The sequence below is a fragment of the Bacillus sp. Cr_A10 genome (assembly GCF_029222665.1).
Taxonomy (GTDB): Bacteria; Bacillota; Bacilli; order Bacillales_A; family Planococcaceae; genus Psychrobacillus.
Window position 1 is genome coordinate 40,858 of the sequence record NZ_JARHXR010000006.1, and the last position, 19,692, is coordinate 60,549.

Genomic DNA, 19,692 nt, shown 5'->3' on the forward strand with positions numbered 1-19,692 from the left:
GACTAGATTGAGAGAAACTAAAACTGATCGCGCGTTTAATGTATTCAACTATGTATTTCTTGCAATTGTCGCTTTTCTCGTAATCTATCCATTAATTTTTGTTTTTAGTGCTTCTCTTAGTAACCCTCAGAATGTCATATCAGGCGATATGTGGTTATGGCCAAAAGAGTTTACATTAGATGCATATGAAAAGGTATTTCAAAACGAGGATATTATAAATGGATTTATTAACACATTGAAGTATACAGTTTTTGGTACGATTCTGAATGTCGTTATGACTATTTTAGCGGCATATCCATTGTCTCGAAGGGATTTAAAAGGTCGCGGATTCCTCATGGCGTTTATCGTTTTTACAATATTTTTTAGTGGTGGGCTTATCCCGACGTACTTACTTATTCGAGATCTTGGGATGTTAAATACGTTTTGGGTTATGATCATCCCAAACGCAGTTGCAGTTTGGAACATTATTATTATGCGAACGTTTTTCCAATCGATTCCTCATGAGTTAGAGGAATCGGCGATGATAGACGGAGCAGGAAATTTTAGGATTTTATGGAGTGTCGTTTTGCCGTTGTCACTTCCAGTTATAGCAGTAATGGTTCTTTTCTACTCAGTCGGTCACTGGAATTCATACTTCCAAGCATTGATTTATTTACAGGATCAAGAGAAGTTTCCACTTCAACTGATTCTTCGTCAAATTCTTATTCAAGGTCAAACTGATGACATGATTAAAGCGACATCAGAAAGCTTTTTAGCTCAGCAACTAAGTGTTGAAGGGTTGAAATATGCTGTACTTATTGTTGCAAATTTGCCTATGCTTATGCTCTATCCATTTTTACAAAGGTATTTTGTGAAAGGTGTCATGATTGGATCACTCAAAGGGTAACAAGGTAAACAGGATAAATAAGGGGGAGAATGTTTTGAAGAAAAACTATATTACTTGTTTTACTGCAAGTCTATTACTAACGGCTAGTATTTTAGGAGCTTGTTCTAATGAGGAAGGAGCTACTGAAAAAAGTGAAAATGCCGGTAATGTAAAAGCGACGGGAATGCCAATTGTTGAAGAAAAGATTCAAGTGGATGGTTTTGCAGCAAAATTCTTTGCATCGCAAGATTGGAACAAACTTATGCTTTGGGATGAATATGAGAAAATGACGAATATCGAAGTGAACTGGGAAACAACGCAAATTGAGGGATTAGCAGAGAAACGAAATTTAATGCTTGCATCTGGAGATTATCCCGAATTATTTTTTGCTTCAGCATTTTCTAAAACAGATTTAGTAAAATATGGACAGCAAGGTGTATTCTTACCGATAAATGACTATATCGATGAATATGCACCAAATTTTAAAAAGATTTTAGAGGAGTATCCATCAGTGAAACAAGGAGTAACGATGGCGGATGGAAATATTTATGGTTTCCCTACATTTTACGATCCGAAATTTGAATCACTTCGCGCAAATACACCGTGGATAAGGAAAGATTGGCTCGATAAATTGGGACTAGAGGAACCTGAAACTACAGATGAATTGTACGAAGTATTGAAAGCGTTTAAAGAACAAGATCCGAATGGTAATGGACAAGCCGATGAGCTTGGATGGGGCAGTGGCTATGGCATTAGTGAATTCATTGCTTATTTGCGCGGAACATATGGTTTAAACAAACAAGGATCTATGAATTTAAACCTCGACTTTAAAGAAGGTACGGAAGAATTTCGTTTTATTCCAACTACGGATGAATACAAGGAATTGCTTACATTCTTGAACAAACTATATACAGAAGGTTTAATCAACCAAGATGTTTTCACAACTGAACCGCATGTGTTTGCTGCAGAAGCATCTAAAGGGAATTTTGGTATGCTGAGCGAAGTAGACCCGGCAGAATTATACAAACTTGACGGTTACATTGGTGTACCGGTCTTAGAAGGGCCTACTGGAGAACGTGCTTATAATACAGTTTCGAATGGCCTTGGAAATCTGGGGATGTTCGTATTGACCGATAAGGCAAAAAACCCAGAAGCAATGGTTCGTTGGATGGATTATTTTTATGGAGAAGAAGGTTCTAAGATGTTCTTCATGGGGTTTGAAGGTGTCACATATGAAGAGGATGATGCTGGAAACTTCAAGTATTTAGATACGATAACAAACAATCCGAATGGTTTAAATATGGACCAAGCAATAAGTGAATATTTGACTTGGCCAGGAGGATATTATCCTGGAGTGGTTAGACAAAAGTTTTTCCAAGGTGCAGAAGGTAAAGAAAATTCAATCCTAAACGCTGAGAAGGCTCGTCCTTATCGAATAAAAGATGAAGATATCCTTCCAGGGTTGAACTATACAATGGATGAAACGGAAAAAGTTAGTGCAATTATGACAGATGTACAAACATATATTGATGAAATGACAGCTGCTTTTATTACTGGAAAACAAGACTTTAGTAAATGGGATGACTACAAGAAAACACTTGATAAAATGGGAATACAAGAGTATCTTAAGCTGGCACAAGGAGCTTACGATCGATCAACAAAAGAAAAGTAAAATAAATTATACTCATACAATGGTTTTCCTTTGTATGAGTTTTACCCTTTAAGGGAGGTAGTTTGATTGGACTTAAATGGATGGAAAGGAAAGCTCTATGGGTTTGTAGAGTTTGTGACTTTGCTAGCAGTATTGCAGCTGATGTGGATTGGGTTCACACTGCTTGGTCTTGTGTTCTTTGGAATATCACCAGCTACTGTAGGGCTATTCGCAGTAATGAGAAAAAGATTGCAAGGCCAGGATCACTTACAATCACTAATGAGACATTATTGGGCAACGTATAAAATAGAGTTCATCGCTTCAAATAAGATTGGACTCATTTTGATTGGCATTGGATATTTTCTCACAATTAATTTAAAAATTACTTTAACGATGAACGAGAACTATGGTTTCTTCATGTTGACGTTGATCGTCATGATTACGATTTTGTACATAGTGATGGTGATGAACATATTTCAGGTATTTGCACATTATGAACTTCCATTTGCTCGTTATTTTTCAACATCTCTCTTACTTAGTATTTCATTTCCACTCCAAATAATCGGATCTATTATAGGACTCTATATTCTGTATCGGATTTTTTTATTCATACCGGGTCTACTTCCATTTTTCGGAGTGAGTTTAACTGTTCTGTTTCTTACTTGGATGTCATCCCAAATCTTCCGACTTAAAGGTGAATCGGATGGAACATTACAGATAGAGGAAACTAAGAAAACAAAAAAGCTAATTATGGAGAGTACCTTACCATGAAGAGTATGTATTTAATTAACGCAACAATTGTTCTTGAACAATCGGTTTTACAAAATGGATTTGTGCATATTGAAGGAGAAAAAATAAAGTCTGTTGGGAAAATGGTAGATTGCCCACCTATTATTGGGGAAAGAGTTATTGATTGTATTGACAATCAATACGTTATACCTGGAATGATTGATATACATGTGCATGGAGCTGGCGGATTTGACTTTATGGACTCCAAGCAAGAAGCTTTTGAAGGTATTGCAAAAGCACTTGCTAAAGAAGGGACGACCTCTTATCTTGCAACAACGATGACAAATCCAATCTCACAAATTAGTGATGTGCTCAAGAATCTCGCGAGCTACAAAGAAAATAATAGTGAAACTGGTGTAGCAGAAATGATAGGCATTCATTTGGAAGGGCCCTTTATAAACAAAGATCAAAAAGGAGCCCAACCGGAACATGATATCCTCCCTCCAAATGTTACTTTGTTCAAAGAATGGCAGAAGCTATCAAGAGACGCAATTAAAATTATTACATTTGCTCCTGAATTAGATGTAGATTTTGAGCTACTAAAGGAACTGAGAAAAATGGAAATTATTCCATCGATGGGACATACGAATGCATCTTACGATGAAGCTGTACAAGCTATTACTCATGGAATAACGCACTCGACACACTTATTTAATGGGATGAAAGGGTTGCATCATCGTGATCCAGGAGTCGTAGGTGGAGCTCTTCTACATGATGAGGTTTATGTTGAAGTAATTCCAGATGGTATTCATTTTCACCCTGATTTATTGAAACTTGTAGTTAGAATGAAGGGGCTAGAACGGATTTTGGTCATTACTGACGGAATACGGGCAAAAGGGATGGCAGATGGTATTTATGATTTAGGTGGACAGAAAGTGACAGTTAGTGATGAAAAATGTACGTTAACGTCTACCGGTTCGCTTGCAGGTAGTATTGTAACAATGAATAATGCAAGGATGAATCTGGCTAAATGGCTAGGACTGTCGATACAGGAACAATTACAGATAACATCAGTGAACCAAGCTAAACGTTTAGGCCTATTTAATAGAAAAGGATCCATTCAGGCTGGAAAAGATGCTGACATCGTAATTCTCGGTATGAATGGAGAAATCGTGTTTACGATTTGTAGAGGCACTATTGCTTTCCAATGTAAAGATGCATTCAAATGATGTAAAAATTTCTGAATTGATGATATATTGAAATTGTGAAGACGTACGAAGAAGGATGAATATAATATGAAACCGTTAGATCAAGGAAGTATTATACCGCTATATCATCAATTGAAGCAACGCTTAGACGCCCGCATTCGAGCAGGTGAATGGAAGCCTGGTGATAAAATTGATTCGGAAAATCGTTTGATGGACTTGTTTCAAGTAAGTAGAAATACGGCGAAGAAAGCGATTGAAGAATTGGTTCAGGAAGGAACACTTTATCGAGTTCAAGGGAAAGGGACCTTCGTCTCCAAACCTAAATTTGAACAGTCTCTAGGAGGATTTTATAGTTTTAGTAGAGTGTTACAAGAAAAAGGTCTTCATCCTACGGACCAAGTGCTTGAAGTAAAGGAAGTTGAACCTTCTGCTACTGTAAGAGAAGGATTGCAGCTTCCAGTAGGTGAAAGTGTTGTTGAAATGAAGCGATTACGTTTGGCAGACGGGGAGCCTATCATTCTTGAATCATCGTTTATGCCAAAGTCAGTTGTTCAAGATATGTCGGTTTTGTATGAAGTAGGAACTTCATCACTCTATGATTTATTGGCTGAACGTTATAACGTGACTGTTGTTCGTGCGAAAGAAGCATTCGAGCCTGTTTTAATTAGAGAAGAGGAAAGTGTTCTTCTTAAGACGAAAGTAGGAAAGCCTGCGTTGTTATTGGAGCGAACAGCATATGACACGAACGACCAACCAGTCGAGTTTTGTATATCAATAGTAAGAGGAGATCGTTGCAGATTTTACACAGATCTATATTAAACTCATAGAAATTTCTATGAGTTTTAAAATAGATTAAGTTGTACCAACAACCCACTAACGAGAGGAGTGGTTTTATGCCACTAGTTACAACGAAAGAAATGTTAGAAGACGCTTATAACAATCACTATGCTATTGGAGCATTCGGTGCGCACAATTTAGAAATTATTAAAGCAGTAATCGCTGGTGCTGAAGCAATAGGTTCACCGGTTATCCTGCAAACCACATCCAGTACATACAAATACGTGGAGATGCCTTATATGATTGCGATGGCTAAGGTTGCTGCTGAACAAGCAAAAGTACCTGTAGCTTTGCATCTTGATCATGGAGAATCATTTAACGTAGTTATGGAATGTTTACGAGCGGGGTATACATCCATCATGATTGACGGCTCTAAGCTTTCATTAGAAGACAATATCGCACTTGTACGCAAAGTAACAGATGCAGCAAGTCCTATTGGAGTCCCTGTAGAAGCAGAACTAGGAAAGATAGGTGGAGTGGAAGATGACTTTGTACTTGACGAGAGTCTAGCTCTTTTAACTGATCCACTAATGGCAGAACGATTTGTGCGTGAAACAGGGATTGATTCGTTTGCACCTGCATTTGGAACTGCGCATGGTAATTACAAAAAAGAACCTAAACTACAATTTGACTTACTAGAAAGAATTCAAGAATTGACTAATATTCCACTCGTTATGCACGGAGCATCAGGAGTTCCAGAAGAAAGTGTACGAAAATCATTGGATTATGGTATAGCAAAAGTGAATTTCTCTACGGAATTAAAAGATTTATTCGCAGAGGAAGTTCGAGCCTTTTTCAAAGAAAATCCACATGAAAATGACCCTCGTAAATATTTCATTCCTGCAAGAGAGGCATTAATAGAGTTAGTTAAAAGAAAGATTAAGATATTACAAAAATGATTACAACTATTACATTAAATGCTGCAATCGATCAAGTGTATGAAGTTGAAAAATTGGCAGTTGGAGGTACGAATCGCGTTTCTGCTATTACTCAGGAGGCTGGTGGTAAAGGGATTAATGTCGCAAAGGTTCTCCAATATTCAGGTGCAAAGGTAGATGCTGGTGGATTTGCAGGGGGCATTAATGGAGAGAGAATTCGACAGCTATTGGAAAAGCGGTCTATTTCAAGTGAACTTATTCCAGTTAGTGGTGAAAGCCGAATCTGTTTAACAGTGCTAGATTCAACGATTCGTGAAGTGACAGAACTTCTTGAAAGTGGACCAGAGATATCCAAAGTGGAATGGCAATCAATGCTTGATTGGGTACGACAGAAATCTAAACAAGTAAAGTGGTTTGCGCTGTCTGGTAGCTTACCGAAAGGATTACCATCAACTGCATATGCAGAACTTATTGAAATTATAAATGCTAACGGTGGGAAAGTGATACTCGATTCTAGCGGTGACGCTTTACGATTCGGAATTAAAGCAAAGCCTTTTGCAATAAAACCGAATGAACATGAAATTGCAGCAATTCTAAGCAAAAATACTTTAACTGAAGATGATTTGCTTGAAGCAGGAAATCGTTTTGTTAATGAAGGAATCGAACATGTTTGCTTCACATTAGGTGGAGAAGGAGCAATTTTCGTCAACCAAACTGGATATTTTAAAATAGATGCACCTTCGATTGATGTCGTCAATACTGTAGGCAGTGGAGATGCATTCGTTGGTGGTCTGCTATATGGATTAGCTCATAATGAAGAGATTAGTATTGCCTATAAACGAGCAATAGCGTGCGGATCAGTTAATGCGATGTATCAAGCAATTGGTTTTATAGATTTAGAGCAAGTGGAAGCATTAATGAAACAAATTACGATTAATAAAATTAAAGATAGATAGGGGTATGAAAACTTTGCATACTTATAATGAAATCATCGGACAGGCGGACCAACTTCAAAAGACACTTGAACTAGTGGAGAATTTAAAAATCGAACATGAGAATGTAGACTATGTCCTATTCACAGGATGTGGAACATCATTTTACTTAGCGGCTTCAGCTGCTAAATATTATCAAACAGTAACAGGACAATTTGCTTCTGCAGTTCCTGCTTCTGAATTATTCCTTCATACATCGACGACGATTGTGCCAGGAAAAAAATATCTTGTTGTTGGGATATCTAGATCAGGAACTACATCCGAAATTCTTATCGCACTCAATCATTTGAAAGACCAAGCAGATATCCGTACATTGGCAGTTACATGTAATGGAGATACGCCTATGGCCACCATAGCTGATCAAGTTCTTTCACTTGATCATATTAAAGAGAAAAGTGTTGTTATGACACAGTCATTTTCCAATATGCTGTTTGCTCTCCAAGTTTTCGCGGCAAAGCAAACAAGTTCTAATCAAAATTTGAATGAACTAAAACAAATTCCGAAGTTGGTAGGGACAGCTTTAACATTCGAAGTTTTAACAAAAGGTGTAGCAGAGGATTTATCGAAAAAACGCTTTATCTTCCTTGGATCAGGTTCATATAACGGTTTAGCGAAAGAAGCAACGCTGAAATTAAAAGAAATGACACAAACAGAATGCGAAAGTTATTCAAGTTTGGAATTTAGACACGGACCAATATCTATCGTAGATGATTCTACAGTAGTTGTTTTATTGACTCAACTTGAGACCGAAGACTATGACCAACAACTTGTTAAGGACATTCAAAAGCTTGGTGGATACGTACTTGCTATTGGACCGATGCCTCAAGAGTTTGTAGCAGATCACATTATTGAATTGACGGATAAAATAAGTGATAGGAACCGACATGCTATTTATGTTCCATATCTTCAATTACTTGCATATCAACGCGCGGTGCATTTAGGATTTAATCCAGATAAGCCACGAAATCTTACACAAGTTGTAAAATTGTCATAATCGGAAGGTGAGTATAAATGGAGTACATTCTCGCTGCAGATATCGGAGGCACAAAACTTGCGACGGCTCTATTTATAAAGGATGGAACAGTTGCAAAAGTTAACGAAATACGAAGTGAAAAAAATGATGGGGAAATTCTGTTTCAATCATTAGTTGATTCATTCAAGTCTATTTGTGTGAATGAACGGGTCAATTTAGATGATATAAAAGGAATAGCAGTCGGAATACCAGGAATTGTTGATACGGAAAAAGGAATAGCAGTCTTTCAGAATAATTTACCTTGGAGAGACTTCCCATTGGCAGAAAGGCTCGCTAATGAGTTTCCTAAATCCAAAATTGTCATAGATAATGATGTATATATGGCAACATGGGGGGAATATACAAATCGTGGATTTTCTTCGGAGACCATGGTATATGTAACACTGAGTACAGGTATTTCATGCTGTTCGATTCATCAAGGGGCGTTTTTAAGAGGAGCTGGAATGGCAGGAGAAATTGGATTTAGCCTGACGGATACTTCAGAAACAACGCTTGAATTACTAGTTTCTGGTCCAGCACTTGAATTAAAAGGACAAAAACTATTCGGTAATCCCGATTTAACATTGAAAGAAATGATGGAGTATTATTATCAAGGCGACAGCCATATTTTATCAATCGTTAATGAAGCAGTAACTGCATTAGCAAAGGAAGTATATCATATTATCGTATTTTCAGATCCTCATTGTATCGTTCTTGGTGGTGGGATTTTCAATCATCACCCAGAACTTATCGAATTGGTTCGAAAAGAGGTTAGACAGTATCTTCGTCATCCTTTATTAAAAGGTAAAGAAGAACGTATTGAAGCAAGTGCATATAAGGGAGAAGCGGGATTACGTGGTGCAGCTTCAACCTTAATAAAATAGAGAATATGAATAAGAACGTACCCTCGTCTAAATAGTATTAGACGAGGGTACTTTTGTAGAGTCCGCATTTTTTACTTGCTGACCGTATAGAAAAATTTGTGTCCGGATAAAAAGAATTGTGACCGGATAGAAAATTTACTGACCGGATACACAAAAATGTGATCGGATAAAATAATTTCTGACCGTTCACCCAATTTATATTGACATCAAGCATGAAGAAATACAAACTATGGATAAAGAACAAGGGGGCAATGAAATGAAGAAACTTCTATTAACAGGTTTTGAACCTTTTTTATCCTTTACGGTGAATCCAACGATGCGTATTGTAGAGGAACTAAATGGGCAGCATATTGGTGAATATGAAATATATGGCAGAGTACTGACTGTAGATTTCGCCTCTTCAGGAAAAGAGCTGCTTGCACATATAGAAGAAATCGATCCAGATGCAGTCATCTCATTAGGACTAGCAGGAGGAAGATACAAAATCACCCCAGAGCGTATTGCTATAAACGTAAAAGATGGAGCAGCAGACAACGAAGGGCATACACCAATAGATGAATCTATTCAAATGGAAGGAGAGCCAGGGTACTTCTCCACTTTGCCTATTCGCCAAATGGTAAACAAACTACTGGAAGAAGGACTACCAGCATCCATCTCCAACACAGCAGGTACCTATCTTTGCAACAATGTTATGTATGAAGGCTTGCACTACGCAAAAACAAATAAACCTGACATGCCAGCAGGCTTCATCCATATTCCTGCATCGCACGAGCTCGCTATTCAGCATGGAAAGATTCCAAGTTGGTCTCATGCAGATTTGAAAAAGAGTATAGCGCTATGTATTGAAGTACTTGGGGAAAACTAAACTGAAAGAGCACTACATGATGGAGAGTTACTCAGTTAAAAAACTATTAAATCGAAAGGAAAATACACATGCTTTCCATGTACGCCTATTCTCAAGAATATATAAATGAATGTCGTTTAAAAGTGGATATACAGTTAAAAACCTACGAGAACTTAATAACAACGGCAAAAAAACAAGCCGGAAATAGTAATGTTGAGCTGAAATCCGCAATTGAATCTTTTGAACCGAATTTCTTTAATAATATGGTGTTAGTTTTAGATAACTATTTTAACAATAGAAGTAGAAATCTTGAAAAGAAAGACGGTAATCCATTAAATGAGGTAAGGATGCTCTGTGATTCTATAAAGGAAAATAATTGTATTTTGATTCCAAATAAAACGATTAAATACGACCATGCTAAGTCCGTTTTAAAGTATCAAAATGGGGACGAAATTAAAATAAGAAAAGAAGATTTTGTACTTTTATCGAAAGAATTCTTTGCTGAAATTGAAAGTAAATTTATGAGTAAATAAAAAATTATAGGAGTGAAGAAAATGATTACTAAACTAGGCCAAATTATGCTCTATGTAAACAACCAAGAGGAATCCGTTAAATTTTGGACAGAAAAACTAGGATTCATTGTTAAATCTGAAGTAGACAATGGACAAGGAATGAAGTGGTTTGAAATTGCTCCAACTAAAGACGCAGAAACTAGCATTGTCCTTCACAATAAAGAGTTAGTTGCAAAAATGTCACCGGGAGTTAGCTTAGAAACACCATCATTAATGTTCTTCTCTGAAAATCTAGATCAATTATATAAAGACTTCTCGGAAAAACAAATTACGGTTGGGGAACTTGTGGAAATACCTGAAGGAAAAGTATTTAACTTTGCGGATAATGAGAACAATTACTTTGCAATATTAGAGAAAAAGTAGGAAATACTAAATACTATAAAAAAGAGCACTTAACATGTCGTTTAGTGCTCTTCCTCATTTATTTTAGTAAGCTGACCAACCAGCATCGATTGCTATAACTTGTCCGTTTACAAAGCTTGCTTCATCAGAACCTAAGAAGATAGCTAGTTTAGCAATTTCTTCAGGTTGACCAACACGAGGGTTGATTGCCATACCAAGAGCTTGACGAGATGCTCCAAGTTCGTTGATATTTGTCATTGTTGAACCGATGTTTGTTGCCACAGCACCAGGGGCAAATCCGTTACAACGAATGTTTTTGTCTGCATACATAAATGCAGTGTTTTTAGTTAAGCCCACAACAGCGTGTTTAGATGCAGTATAAGCAGCACCTGCACGAGCGCCGTATAAACCACCAGCAGAAATATTATTTACAAATGTCCCGTGACCTTGTTCAAGGAAGATAGGGATTGCTAAACGCATTGTGCGCATAACGGCAACAGTATTGACTGCAAATACACGTTCCCAACGTTCGTCCGAAATATCCCCAACAGGTTCCATACCATCCATAATACCTGCATTGTTTACTAAAATGTCTAGCTTTCCAAAAGCAGTTTTCGTTTCGTCGAATAAACGTTTTACATCTTCTTCTGATGTTACATTCGTTTGAATAGCAATCGCTTCACCACCAGCTGCTTTAATACCTTCAGCTACAGCAGTTGCTCCTTCTAAATTCATATCAGAAACAACGACTTTTGCTCCTTCTACTGCATAGCCTTCAGCAATTGCTTTCCCCATACCTGATGCAGCACCCGTTACAATCGCTACTTTACCTTCTAGTTTCATAAGAGAATACCTCCTTGAATTTTATCGTACACTTGTTCAATAACTATTATAATAAATAGAAGTAAACGCTTTCAATATGCAAAAATAAGCTAACTGTTCAGTAATGAACAACTTCATAGAAAATTGTTCAATAAGAGGTGAAATAAATTGTCTTCTATCGATATACGAATTGTCAAAACGAAAGAATCCCTTCACGAGGCATTGTTAGAATTACTGAAAGAAAAATCATTAGAAACCCTTTCTATTTCTGAAATATGCAGAAAAGCTAAAATCAATCGGGGGACATTCTATTTGCATTACGGCCGGGTGGAAGACTTGTTTGAAGAATACTTCCAAGAAATTATGGAAGACTTAGCAAGCTCATATGAAGAACCATATCGCCATGTACTAGTTCTAAAAACAAGTAGCCTAGATCCGTCTACTATTCGAATCTTTCATCATATTGAAAAATACAAGCCCTTTTATAAAATTGTTTTTTCTAAAAACGCACCATTAACCTATTACTATTTATTATTTGAGAAAATAAATTCACTATTACATACAGATAAAGCGGTGAAATTAGAAGAGGGAATCAATATGAATTTAAACAGTGCTTATCAAGCTAATGCCATTATCGGAATCATTATTGAATGGTACAAGGGAGACTTTGAACACAGTGCAAGCTATTTGAACGAGCAGCTCGTGAAGATTTTGAATGTGAAAATGAATATGGAATAGAAGATAGAAACATTCAACTTATGTAGAAACTTTTCTCTAGAAAAAACAAAGAGGAGCAGGTTAATTCCTGACTCCTCTTTTTTATATATATAATGTCTTATTTTAATCCTGAAGCTTTCAGTACATTCTTTTTGTACATCTCTTTAACTGCTAAAGGCATTTCTTTACTTGATTTCCACTCGGCCTGTTCTGTATAAAAAGTTTCCTCTAAGTCCTCTGGGAATTTCATTTCATACAGGTCATTTATGCTCTTAACTCTTAAAGCAGCCATAATAGCAAAAAGCTGCACTTTATTTAAGCTAATTCCTTTACCATTTATAATCTCTGATATCGTACCAACGCGCATGCCCGTCATCTGAGCTAAGTCTTTTTGAGTAATCCCTCGTTCTTTCAACAAGTCATCTATCTTAATAACAAAGTATGCTTCTTCCAGTAAACCAGCCGTATCCATTACTATATCATTCATGGAGCTATGTCCTTGTTCTAATAAATCCTTAACCATTATTTTTTTCATCAGTATCTATCTCCTAAAAATGATTTCGTTATTCCGTGATACATGATAAATGCATGAGTCACAGTTTGTCAATTCACTTTAACCTCATGTTTTAATTGTTCGAGTTCCTTTTCGGCCTTTTAACAACTACTTTCTAATCATGTCTATTCTATTTTTCTTAAATTTATAATATAATAGAACTACATATAATTATTACCTTTAGTATGAATGTAAGATTAAATATAAGTAAAATAGACTCATTATACTAAGAATAGGGAGTAGTCGAATGCGTTTAGTTAAAATTGATCAATGTCAGCCGGGGATGAGGTTGGGCAAACCAATATATAATGACAAAGGTAAAATTCTGTTAGCAAAGGGAGCAGAACTAAGAGATCGAATCATCCTTAAGTTACATAAATATAATGTTACAACTGTTTACATAGAAGATGAAGTATCTGAAGGAATAGAGATTATTGAATCTATTCCAGAAGCTTTACGCATGGAAGCTTTAAATACGATTACGGAAGGATTCCAAACTTTAATGGATCTAAGTCATTCCAACTCTAATCTTCAAGGGATGATGAAAACAGGTAGAGCTATAAGAAGTTTTCAAAAAGTATTTAAGGATATACTAGCGTCACTAACAGACAATCAAAATGCATTAAATTTACTAGCTTCGACAAAAGTACATGAAAATTATGTGTTCAATCATTCGTTAAACGTTTCTATATATGCTTGTCAGCTTGCTATCGAAAATGGATTGCCTCTTAAGAATATTGAAGAAATTGGATTGGGGGCCATGTTACACGATTTAGGTAAGGTGCATATTCCACTAGATATTTTAAATAAGCCCGGGGAGTTAACGAAAGAGGAATACGCCCTAGTCAAACAACATTGTGAAAAGGGCTTTGATACTCTACGAAAAATACATGAAATCCCTTTACCAGTTGCTCATTGTGCTTTTCAGCATCACGAAAGAATCGATGGGATGGGATACCCAAGAGGATTAAAGGGAGATGAAATTCATAAATATGCGAAAATCATCAGTGTAGCGGATGTGTTTGATGCGGTAACAAATCCAAGAGCATTCAGGCGGGCTGTGATGCCTCATCAAGGACTAGAAATTCTGTATGCTGGAAGTGACGCTCAGTTCGACACACATCAAGTCAATTTATTTAAAGAGTGTATCGCCATCTATCCACCAGGCTTAACCGTAACATTAAATGATGGTCGAACAGGTATCGTCACACAATATAACTACCAGGCAGCGGGACGTCCTGAAGTTCGCATTGTTAAGAATGAAGAAAATGAAAATGTGGCTCCATATGAGATAAATTTAGGAGCAATGGAAAACCTAACCCTTGAAATTGTAATGGCGGACGCATTGATTTAAGAGTAATAAATCACGATGTTTACTTACAAAAAGAGATTGGATTTTTTAATTGATATTTCTGTTAAGAGATGACTTCGGTAGTCTTTTATAATATTCAATAATGCAAGTACCCTTTGTGATATAATTTCGATAAAAAGTGGCTAGTATAAAGAAAAGCTCTACGGAATCTTTTTGGAGGAATCTATATGTTTGATCCAACTATTTTTGAGAATTTAAAAGTTGCATTGGAAAACCAGGTGTATGATTTAGATAATATAGAACGGAAAATCATTATTACAAACCGGGTGGACCAAATTGATTTATCCATTTTGGCTAGAGAATTTTCTGTTCAATTTACTCTCGTCAACCCTCAAGACGTTACAGCAGAGATTATATTAAAGGCCTCATTAGATGAACTGGCAGGGGAGATATTAGAGCTTCCTGGAACAAATTTAGGGTGTTCCTTACTGTTAAGATTCTACAAGCAAGTTCAAAATTTTCCTATTCAATGCAAAATTATTGAACAAAATCTAAACGATATTTGGGAAGATGATGTGGAGCTGTCACAGACATTGAGCTTCCTGTTCAACCAAGAAGAACCAAGCTATCTTGACACGATTGAAGTAAAGTTTACTCGTAAAATTAACGAAGAACACATGGGGGATATTGAAGATTTTCTGGAGCATGTTTTAGAAACGTTAGAAGAACTGCATAGTATTTAAATCTGTACTCAGTGGATATTGGTAGACAAATGTATAAAACTGTTATATAGTAAAGACAATAATTAAATTGCTTAACAGAAACAATGAATTCACATATTACAAAAAGTAATCGTGTTTGTTCGGTACTTTTTGTAATATGTGAATTTTTTATTCACTACAATTTTTGGAGGTCTTTTAAATGACACAAGGTACAGTAAAATGGTTTAACGCAGAAAAAGGTTTTGGATTTATCGAAGTTGAAGGCGGAAACGACGTATTCGCTCACTTCTCAGCAATCCAAGGCGAAGGTTTCAAATCACTTGACGAAGGTCAAAAAGTGGAATTTGAAGTAGAACAAGGTCAACGTGGACCACAAGCAGTTAACATCGTAAAACTTTAATTCTTCGGAATGAAGTAAATGTTTAACTGTGAATTCGAGACACTCTGAAAAGAGTGTCTCTTTTTTTGTCATTTTAATTGAAATACTTCCGGATAGAAATATTTTTGACCGGATAAAAGAAAATACGACCGGATAGAATTGTTTCTGACCGTATAAAAGAAAATACGACCGGATAGAAATATTTTTGACCGGATAAAAGAAAATACGACCGGATAGAATTGTTTCTGACCGTATAAAAGAAAATACGTCCAGATAGAAAAAATTCTGAGCCTATAAAATATATTCAATAATAACTAGTTTGTATCTGCTTTTATCGGTACAAAGTGATAGCATAGGAAATAGATGAATCATTAGATGGAGATGAACTAAGATGAGTAATACACATATATTTTCGAAGCGTGAGGAGATTGCCAATGCAATCATTCACGGGATTGGGGCTCTTTTAAGTATAGCTGCACTTGTCATTTTGATCGTGTCTTCTGTGTCAAAAGGGACGGCGTGGCATGTGGTAAGTTTTACCTTGTTCGGAGCAACGATGGTGCTGTTGTATGCGTCTTCTACACTTGTCCATGGGTTTCCAGCTGGTCGTGCGAAAGATGTGTTTGAGATAATGGATCACTCGTCCATTTACTTTTTTATAGCAGGGACGTATACTCCTTTTTTATTTCTTGCAGTAAAAGGGTCACTTGGTTGGACGCTATTTGGGATTGTATGGGGGCTTGCGATAGCAGGTACGGTGTTTAAAGCCTATTTTGTAAAGCGCTTCTTGCATACGTCGACGTTGTTATACGTTGTGATGGGCTGGCTTATGGTATTTGCTTGGAAACCCCTAGTGGCAAACGTATCGACTGAAGGCATGATTTATCTGGCTGTAGGTGGTGTTCTTTATACACTTGGTGCGATTTTTTATGTATGGAGAGGGTTTACGTACCATCATGCTGTCTGGCATATATTTGTGCTTGCTGCGTCCATACTACATTTCTTTGCAGTAATGACTTTATTGCCATAAATTTAAACTCCTCTCTGATACGTAAAAGAGAGGAGTTTAATGTTTCTATCCACTTACTACTAAGTCCACCACATCTGACTGATAGAATCCTTCACAATAATCGGCTTTAAGTTTTCGACTGCTTTTGTAAAACCTTCTTCAATCGACATTAATCCATCCTCATGTTCGATACTTACAACATAATCATACCCATAAAGTCGTAGAATACTAATAATGTCTGCCCATGTTTTTTGATCGTGCCCAAAACCAACGGATCTAAAATACCATGCACGGTCACGCATATTCGCGTAATCGGTCATATCGGTCAGACCGTTCCGGTTCATGTTTTGCTGATCGATAATTGTGTCTTTTGCATGGAAATGATGGATGGCATTCTCACGTCCAAGTATTTTAATTGCTTCTATTGGATCAATACCTTGCCACCACATATGACTAGGGTCAAGGTTAGCACCAATCATTGGACCACAGGCTTCTCTCAATCGCAATAGTGTAGCAGGAGTATGTACAGTGAATCCTCCATGTAGTTCTAATCCAATCTTTACGTTAAGTGATTGTGCTAAATCATTTTTTTCTTTCCAGTACGGAATCAGTTTTTCTTCCCATTGCCATTTTAATACTTCTTGGAAATCATGTGGCCAAGGGGCTACTGGCCAGTTAGGATAAAGGGCATTTTCATGATCTCCTGGACATCCTGAAAATGTATTAACTACTGGAACGCCCAGTTTGGATGCTAGATGAATGGTCTTTATAAACAATTCATCAGCGGGATCTGCGATTTTTTTCTGTGGATGGAGTGGGTTTGCATGACAGCTTAGGGCACTGATGATTAATCCGTGGTCGCTAATTTTTTGCTTAAAGCTCTGCAATTTCTTGTCATCGTTTAAAAGTTCATCCACTTTACAGTGAGCATCACCAGGATACCCTCCTGTACCCAATTCAATTGCTTCTATACCTTTAGAGGAAACATAGCTTAACATGTCTTCAAAACTTTTATCAGAGAAGAGTACGGTAAAAACACCTAGTTTCATAAAAACAACCTCCCTTAGTTATCAGAATTTACAGTAATGTAAACCGTTACATTAATAACATATATAAAACTTTCAAGTAAATCAATAGATTTTTATAATAAAAAATATATATTGACGCATAATTCGGAATATAATAACATGTAAATGTAAACGATTTCATTTTTCTTTCAATGAAATCATAGAAAGTGAGACTTAGAGAGATGACAAACATCCAACAGGTGGCTAAACAAGCTGGGGTATCTGTAGCGACAGTATCCAGAGTACTCAACGGACAAAATACAGTATCGTCAAAAACACGAATTAAAGTAGAAGAAGCTATAAAGAATTTAAGTTATGAACCTAGTATGTTAGGGAGGAATTTAAGAAATTCAGAAAGTAGAATTCTTTTAATATTGATCCCGAGCATTTCCAATCCGTTCTATTTAGAAATTATTAAAGGGATTGAAACCGTTGCACTTAGTCAGAATTACAATATCTTATTATGTGAAACAGATTCCAATCCGGAAAAAGAGAATATCTACTTTGACCTTGTTAGAAAGAAGATGGCGGATGGAATTATTTCAATGGACCCTGCAGTTAATATCGAAACATTAAAAGAGCTAGCAGAAAAGTATTCCATTATTCAATGTAGTGAGTATAACGTCGATAGCGGGATTCCTTATGTGACGATAGATAATGAAGAAGCCTCTTATCGCGCTGTTAAGCATTTGATACAAATCGGCCATAAAAAAATTGCCCTAATGAATTCGGATGATAAATTTCTTTATTCGAGACAGAGGGAAATGGGATATCAACGAGCATTAGAAGAACATGGTATAGCGTTGAACAACGATTATATTCTTTATACAAAACATCTAGGCTTTGAGCACGGACAACAGGCGATGAAAAAGATACTGGCTATGCACGATCGCCCAACAGCGATATTTGCAGTATCGGACCTTTTGGCGATAGGGGCACTAAAAGAAATAAATGCATCTGGATTACATGTACCAAATGATATAGCGGTAATAGGCTTTGACAAAATTGATTTTTCGAATATGACAAACCCTACGCTCACAACGATTGCTCAGCCTATGTATAAGATGGGTACGGTGGCGGCGGAAATGTTAATCGATAAGATCAGAGGAAATGAAGTGGATAATGTCATATTGAACCATGAATTAGTCATTCGGGAATCTACATGAGGATAAACAACTAAGATCAGCGCTCTGTTATTAAAAGGGATTAATAATAGAGCGTTGCCCTTAGTTGCTGATGTAATCGATTACAAAAAAGGGGAGCATTCACTAAATTCAAGGGGGAATTGTGTTGAAGAAATTTCTAATCTTATGTTTATCTTTAGTAACAGTCTTTATGATGGCAGCTTGTAGTGATGATACGAATACTGCAGATGGAAAAGAAGATGATACGTTAAAAATCGGTATTTCTTTACCTTCAGCAACACATGGGTGGATGGGAGCACTAATTGATAGTGCGGAAAAGCAAGCAAAAGCTCTTAAAGAAAGCGATGGCATTGAATATGTGATGACAAATGCCGCTGATCCAAACAAACAAGCAAACGATGTAGACGATTTAATCGCACAAGGTGTGGACGTTATCGTTATGCTTCCAATTGAGTCTGCGGCACTTTCACCAGTGGGACAAAAAATAAAGGATGCTGGAATTCCTTTAGTCATTGTGGACCGTGAGCTTGAAAATGATGCGGCTACAGTTGTTGTCAAAGGGGACAATGAAGGGATCGGAGTAAATGCTGGTAAATACTTTGTGGAAAAATTAAATGGAAAAGGTAAGGTAGTGGAAATTTCCGGACCACCAAGTTCAGTTACAGAACAACGCGGATCAGGTTTTAAAGAAGCGATGGAAAATGCAGAAGGAATGGAAATTATTGCTTCACAAAGTGGTGACTTCTCTACTGAAAAATCATTAGAAGTGATGCAAAACATTTTACAAGCACATCCGCAAATAGATGCTGTGTTTACACAAGATGATGGAATGGCGCTTGGTGTACTACAAGCTATTAAAGAAGCTAATCGTACAGACATTCAATTTGTAACAGGTGCTGGCGGTGGTAAAGCGGTGTTTGAGGATATCAAAGCAGACGGTCTTATGACAGCTACTTTCCTTTACTCACCAACGATGGTAGAAGACGCAGTGAAAATTGCGGCGGATATCGCTAAAGGCAATGAACCAGAAGAATCAATGGTCGTAAAAGAAGCTACTCAAGTAACAAAAGAAAACGTGGATGAGTACTATGATCCGGAATCTAAATTTTAAATGAATAACAGGAAATACAATGGTTGTGTAAACAGTTGTTG

At 36.8% G+C, this 19,692-nt stretch carries 22 protein-coding genes; 19 read left to right on the forward strand and 3 right to left on the reverse strand.

Translation table 11 applies throughout. The features are described from left to right. Positions 1-7: 7 nt before the first annotated feature. The 12 genes from P2Q73_RS03345 (at position 8) to P2Q73_RS03400 (ending at position 10,835) form a co-directional block, all read left to right on the forward strand. Complete coding sequence (locus P2Q73_RS03345; RefSeq protein WP_053591721.1) at positions 8-886, forward strand: carbohydrate ABC transporter permease; 879 nt, start codon at positions 8-10, stop codon at positions 884-886. A gap of 34 nt (positions 887-920) precedes the next feature. Then, on the forward strand, positions 921-2,537 hold the full coding sequence (locus tag P2Q73_RS03350; protein WP_275783877.1) for an extracellular solute-binding protein: 1,617 nt from the start codon (positions 921-923) through the stop codon (positions 2,535-2,537). Between the two features lie 66 nt (positions 2,538-2,603). Continuing rightward, positions 2,604-3,287 (forward strand): YesL family protein, encoded by a 684-nt coding sequence (locus P2Q73_RS03355; protein WP_275783880.1) that lies wholly within the window; start codon positions 2,604-2,606, stop codon positions 3,285-3,287. Beyond that, entirely contained in the window at positions 3,284-4,474 is a 1,191-nt protein-coding gene (gene nagA / locus P2Q73_RS03360; RefSeq protein WP_275783883.1) for an N-acetylglucosamine-6-phosphate deacetylase, read from the forward strand. The genes P2Q73_RS03355 and nagA overlap by 4 nt, the downstream gene beginning before the upstream one ends. A 66-nt stretch (positions 4,475-4,540) precedes the next feature. Beyond that, positions 4,541-5,272 (forward strand): GntR family transcriptional regulator, encoded by a 732-nt coding sequence (locus P2Q73_RS03365; RefSeq protein WP_056830394.1) that lies wholly within the window; start codon positions 4,541-4,543, stop codon positions 5,270-5,272. 74 nt (positions 5,273-5,346) lie between these two features. Continuing rightward, complete coding sequence (locus P2Q73_RS03370) at positions 5,347-6,189, forward strand: class II fructose-bisphosphate aldolase (protein ID WP_275783887.1); 843 nt, start codon at positions 5,347-5,349, stop codon at positions 6,187-6,189. Next, positions 6,186-7,124: a 1-phosphofructokinase gene (gene pfkB / locus P2Q73_RS03375; RefSeq protein WP_275783890.1), complete on the forward strand. Its 939-nt coding sequence runs from the start codon at positions 6,186-6,188 to the stop codon at positions 7,122-7,124. Before P2Q73_RS03370 ends, pfkB begins: the two co-directional genes overlap by 4 nt. A 13-nt stretch (positions 7,125-7,137) precedes the next feature. Next, the gene (locus P2Q73_RS03380) at positions 7,138-8,154 is read left to right on the forward strand and encodes an SIS domain-containing protein (RefSeq protein ID WP_275783892.1); all 1,017 of its coding nucleotides are present in this window, start codon (positions 7,138-7,140) and stop codon (positions 8,152-8,154) included. Between the two features lie 17 nt (positions 8,155-8,171). Then, the gene (locus P2Q73_RS03385; protein WP_275783895.1) at positions 8,172-9,056 is read left to right on the forward strand and encodes an ROK family protein; all 885 of its coding nucleotides are present in this window, start codon (positions 8,172-8,174) and stop codon (positions 9,054-9,056) included. Positions 9,057-9,312: 256 nt separating this feature from the next. After that, positions 9,313-9,921 carry a pyroglutamyl-peptidase I gene (locus tag P2Q73_RS03390; RefSeq protein WP_275783898.1) on the forward strand — a complete coding sequence of 203 codons (609 nt, stop codon included), beginning with the start codon at positions 9,313-9,315 and terminating at the stop codon, positions 9,919-9,921. Positions 9,922-9,989: 68 nt separating this feature from the next. Further along, on the forward strand, positions 9,990-10,433 hold the full coding sequence (locus P2Q73_RS03395) for a hypothetical protein (RefSeq protein ID WP_275783901.1): 444 nt from the start codon (positions 9,990-9,992) through the stop codon (positions 10,431-10,433). Positions 10,434-10,454: 21 nt separating this feature from the next. Then, on the forward strand, positions 10,455-10,835 hold the full coding sequence (locus P2Q73_RS03400; protein ID WP_056833482.1) for a VOC family protein: 381 nt from the start codon (positions 10,455-10,457) through the stop codon (positions 10,833-10,835). 63 nt (positions 10,836-10,898) lie between these two features. On the opposite strand, the gene P2Q73_RS03405 is transcribed toward P2Q73_RS03400, so the two are convergent. Beyond that, positions 10,899-11,657 (reverse strand): SDR family oxidoreductase, encoded by a 759-nt coding sequence (locus P2Q73_RS03405; RefSeq protein ID WP_056833481.1) that lies wholly within the window; start codon positions 11,655-11,657, stop codon positions 10,899-10,901. A 147-nt stretch (positions 11,658-11,804) separates the two neighbouring features. On the opposite strand from P2Q73_RS03405, the gene P2Q73_RS03410 reads away from it, so the two are divergent. Further along, the gene (locus P2Q73_RS03410; protein WP_275783907.1) at positions 11,805-12,374 is read left to right on the forward strand and encodes a TetR/AcrR family transcriptional regulator; all 570 of its coding nucleotides are present in this window, start codon (positions 11,805-11,807) and stop codon (positions 12,372-12,374) included. 97 nt (positions 12,375-12,471) lie between these two features. On the opposite strand, the gene P2Q73_RS03415 is transcribed toward P2Q73_RS03410, so the two are convergent. Beyond that, a complete protein-coding gene (locus tag P2Q73_RS03415) occupies positions 12,472-12,888 on the reverse strand; it encodes a helix-turn-helix domain-containing protein (RefSeq protein WP_275783909.1) in 417 nt (138 codons plus the stop codon). 265 nt (positions 12,889-13,153) lie between these two features. On the opposite strand from P2Q73_RS03415, the gene P2Q73_RS03420 reads away from it, so the two are divergent. From P2Q73_RS03420 to trhA, 4 genes are all read left to right on the forward strand, one after another. Beyond that, complete coding sequence (locus P2Q73_RS03420; protein WP_275783912.1) at positions 13,154-14,260, forward strand: HD-GYP domain-containing protein; 1,107 nt, start codon at positions 13,154-13,156, stop codon at positions 14,258-14,260. A gap of 185 nt (positions 14,261-14,445) precedes the next feature. After that, positions 14,446-14,961: a hypothetical protein gene (locus P2Q73_RS03425; protein ID WP_275783914.1), complete on the forward strand. Its 516-nt coding sequence runs from the start codon at positions 14,446-14,448 to the stop codon at positions 14,959-14,961. Positions 14,962-15,139: 178 nt separating this feature from the next. Beyond that, entirely contained in the window at positions 15,140-15,340 is a 201-nt protein-coding gene (locus P2Q73_RS03430; RefSeq protein WP_053591738.1) for a cold-shock protein, read from the forward strand. A 370-nt stretch (positions 15,341-15,710) separates the two neighbouring features. Beyond that, entirely contained in the window at positions 15,711-16,349 is a 639-nt protein-coding gene (gene trhA / locus P2Q73_RS03435; RefSeq protein ID WP_275783917.1) for a PAQR family membrane homeostasis protein TrhA, read from the forward strand. A 59-nt stretch (positions 16,350-16,408) separates the two neighbouring features. On the opposite strand, the gene P2Q73_RS03440 is transcribed toward trhA, so the two are convergent. Then, on the reverse strand, positions 16,409-17,377 hold the full coding sequence (locus P2Q73_RS03440) for a sugar phosphate isomerase/epimerase family protein (RefSeq protein ID WP_275783920.1): 969 nt from the start codon (positions 17,375-17,377) through the stop codon (positions 16,409-16,411). A 200-nt stretch (positions 17,378-17,577) separates the two neighbouring features. On the opposite strand from P2Q73_RS03440, the gene P2Q73_RS03445 reads away from it, so the two are divergent. Then, positions 17,578-18,561, forward strand: a complete 984-nt coding sequence (locus tag P2Q73_RS03445; RefSeq protein ID WP_275783922.1) for a LacI family DNA-binding transcriptional regulator — start codon at positions 17,578-17,580, stop codon at positions 18,559-18,561. 121 nt (positions 18,562-18,682) lie between these two features. Continuing rightward, positions 18,683-19,651, forward strand: coding sequence for a substrate-binding domain-containing protein (locus P2Q73_RS03450; protein ID WP_275783925.1), 969 nt, complete (start codon positions 18,683-18,685; stop codon positions 19,649-19,651). Positions 19,652-19,692: the final 41 nt, after the last annotated feature.

Excerpts from the sequence above, each read along its gene's own strand:
- P2Q73_RS03365 (WP_056830394.1), top strand. The coding sequence starts at position 4,541 with ATGAAACCGTTAGATCAAGGAAGTATTATACCGCTATATCATCAATTG.
- P2Q73_RS03420 (WP_275783912.1), top strand. The coding sequence starts at position 13,154 with ATGCGTTTAGTTAAAATTGATCAATGTCAGCCGGGGATGAGGTTGGGC.
- P2Q73_RS03440 (WP_275783920.1), bottom strand. The coding sequence starts at position 17,377 with ATGAAACTAGGTGTTTTTACCGTACTCTTCTCTGATAAAAGTTTTGAA.
- P2Q73_RS03395 (WP_275783901.1), top strand. The coding sequence starts at position 9,990 with ATGCTTTCCATGTACGCCTATTCTCAAGAATATATAAATGAATGTCGT.
- pfkB (WP_275783890.1), top strand. The coding sequence starts at position 6,186 with ATGATTACAACTATTACATTAAATGCTGCAATCGATCAAGTGTATGAA.
- P2Q73_RS03425 (WP_275783914.1), top strand. The coding sequence starts at position 14,446 with ATGTTTGATCCAACTATTTTTGAGAATTTAAAAGTTGCATTGGAAAAC.
- P2Q73_RS03390 (WP_275783898.1), top strand. The coding sequence starts at position 9,313 with ATGAAGAAACTTCTATTAACAGGTTTTGAACCTTTTTTATCCTTTACG.
- trhA (WP_275783917.1), top strand. The coding sequence starts at position 15,711 with ATGAGTAATACACATATATTTTCGAAGCGTGAGGAGATTGCCAATGCA.
- P2Q73_RS03445 (WP_275783922.1), top strand. The coding sequence starts at position 17,578 with ATGACAAACATCCAACAGGTGGCTAAACAAGCTGGGGTATCTGTAGCG.
- P2Q73_RS03400 (WP_056833482.1), top strand. The coding sequence starts at position 10,455 with ATGATTACTAAACTAGGCCAAATTATGCTCTATGTAAACAACCAAGAG.
- P2Q73_RS03415 (WP_275783909.1), bottom strand. The coding sequence starts at position 12,888 with ATGAAAAAAATAATGGTTAAGGATTTATTAGAACAAGGACATAGCTCC.
- P2Q73_RS03405 (WP_056833481.1), bottom strand. The coding sequence starts at position 11,657 with ATGAAACTAGAAGGTAAAGTAGCGATTGTAACGGGTGCTGCATCAGGT.
- P2Q73_RS03370 (WP_275783887.1), top strand. The coding sequence starts at position 5,347 with ATGCCACTAGTTACAACGAAAGAAATGTTAGAAGACGCTTATAACAAT.
- P2Q73_RS03385 (WP_275783895.1), top strand. The coding sequence starts at position 8,172 with ATGGAGTACATTCTCGCTGCAGATATCGGAGGCACAAAACTTGCGACG.
- nagA (WP_275783883.1), top strand. The coding sequence starts at position 3,284 with ATGAAGAGTATGTATTTAATTAACGCAACAATTGTTCTTGAACAATCG.
- P2Q73_RS03430 (WP_053591738.1), top strand. The coding sequence starts at position 15,140 with ATGACACAAGGTACAGTAAAATGGTTTAACGCAGAAAAAGGTTTTGGA.